4 protein-coding genes are annotated in these 1156 nt (G+C 54.9%); all 4 read right to left on the bottom strand.

Going from position 1 to position 1156, the window contains the following annotated elements; translation table 11 throughout:
- Nucleotides 1-213 (bottom strand): hypothetical protein (locus tag EXE45_RS19750; RefSeq protein WP_158294287.1); only part of this gene is annotated, 213 nt, incomplete at its 3' end.
- Between the two features lie 3 nt (nt 214-216).
- On the bottom strand, nt 217-594 hold the full coding sequence (locus EXE45_RS16460; RefSeq protein WP_137694958.1) for a hypothetical protein: 378 nt from the start codon (nt 592-594) through the stop codon (nt 217-219).
- 4 nt (nt 595-598) lie between these two features.
- Entirely contained in the window at nt 599-835 is a 237-nt protein-coding gene (locus EXE45_RS16455) for a hypothetical protein (RefSeq protein WP_137694957.1), read from the bottom strand.
- Nucleotides 836-850: 15 nt separating this feature from the next.
- Nucleotides 851-1069 carry a hypothetical protein gene (locus EXE45_RS16450; protein WP_137694956.1) on the bottom strand — a complete coding sequence of 73 codons (219 nt, stop codon included), beginning with the start codon at nt 1067-1069 and terminating at the stop codon, nt 851-853.
- Nucleotides 1070-1156 lie beyond the last annotated feature (87 nt).

The raw sequence follows: 1156 nt of genomic DNA, 5'->3' as shown, positions 1-1156 counted from the left end.
CGTCCCGCCGTGAGCACTGGCTGAAATGGTGAGCCGTTCGGTTCCAACAGCAGTTGCTGTGGTGCCGCCACGGAGGTCTTCGTTAGCAACAGTAACAACGGTTGCCTCGCCTGTGACGGTGGATGATCCACCAACACTCCCTGCCTCGATGACACGGTAGTCACCGATCGCGAACCCAACGATTTCAGCTTCACCGATTGCTGCGAGACTCATCAACTATCCCTCTCGTGCTGGTGCGGTGATTGTCCACGTCCCCGTCGTAACGGTGTTTCTATCACCCGTGTCGTCTATCACAGCCACGTCGAACGGGTACGCCCGTCCGTCGGCTGCGCCAAGTGAGCTGGTGTCAACACCGTTCACACGGATTTCGATTTCACCGTTCGCTGGATCAGTAATTGTGATACCGTCACCGACTGTTTTCTCAATGAGTGTTGGACCACCTCGATACGGGGCGACAGCAAACTCCACGTCTGCGGCTGATAGATCAATCGGATCACCGTTATCATCAGTTACAGACAACGTGATGAGGAGGGTGTCGCCCGCGATGTATGGCCCATCATTTGATGGGGGAATTTCTTGGCCTGTCGTTGTCATCGTCTTACTCTAACCGAACAGATTTGTTTTGTACGCCAGTCAACTGAATCCGTGAAGAAACACGGAACAGCGTGCCGTTCACGGTGGTTGTACCGTGTACTGCCCCCTCACCAACGGTTACGGAGAGTGAGGTGCCGTAAACGGCTGTCTCGCCGTGAGCAGATGCGGTCGGGGACACCGTATCGACACCAATCCCCATCTCGCCAATCGCTGCCTGCCCAACGTTTGCGCGTTCGCTCATGTCCAGATACAGTTGTTATGTCTCACGGTCGTCAACGTAGTACAGCGCCCACGGGATGACGCCGACTGAAACGAACATGATCCAATACTCGAACCACATCTCGTTGAAGTACGTCATATCAAGCGTGAGGCGACCACCCTGCGTGACTGCCGCACCGAGCAGGAAGGCGAAAAAGACGCCGAGTCCGACGAAGATAGCCACGGCTTGATACGCGAGCAGTTGGAACTTCGACATTACAGCGGTGGGTTTGTTTCAATAGCGTGTCTGTGAAAGAGCCGATACAACGTCAGTCAGGGAGAAACACCGTATCCAGAAACACCG

This window comes from Halorubrum sp. SP9 (assembly GCF_005435015.1).
GTDB classification, from domain to species: Archaea; Halobacteriota; Halobacteria; order Halobacteriales; family Haloferacaceae; genus Halorubrum; species Halorubrum sodomense.
Note: the sequence above shows the minus strand (reverse complement) of the source record. Positions and strands in the feature narration are given on the sequence as shown.

Excerpts from the sequence above, each read along its gene's own strand:
- EXE45_RS16460 (WP_137694958.1), bottom strand. The coding sequence starts at position 594 with ATGACAACGACAGGCCAAGAAATTCCCCCATCAAATGATGGGCCATAC.
- EXE45_RS16455 (WP_137694957.1), bottom strand. The coding sequence starts at position 835 with ATGAGCGAACGCGCAAACGTTGGGCAGGCAGCGATTGGCGAGATGGGG.
- EXE45_RS16450 (WP_137694956.1), bottom strand. The coding sequence starts at position 1,069 with ATGTCGAAGTTCCAACTGCTCGCGTATCAAGCCGTGGCTATCTTCGTC.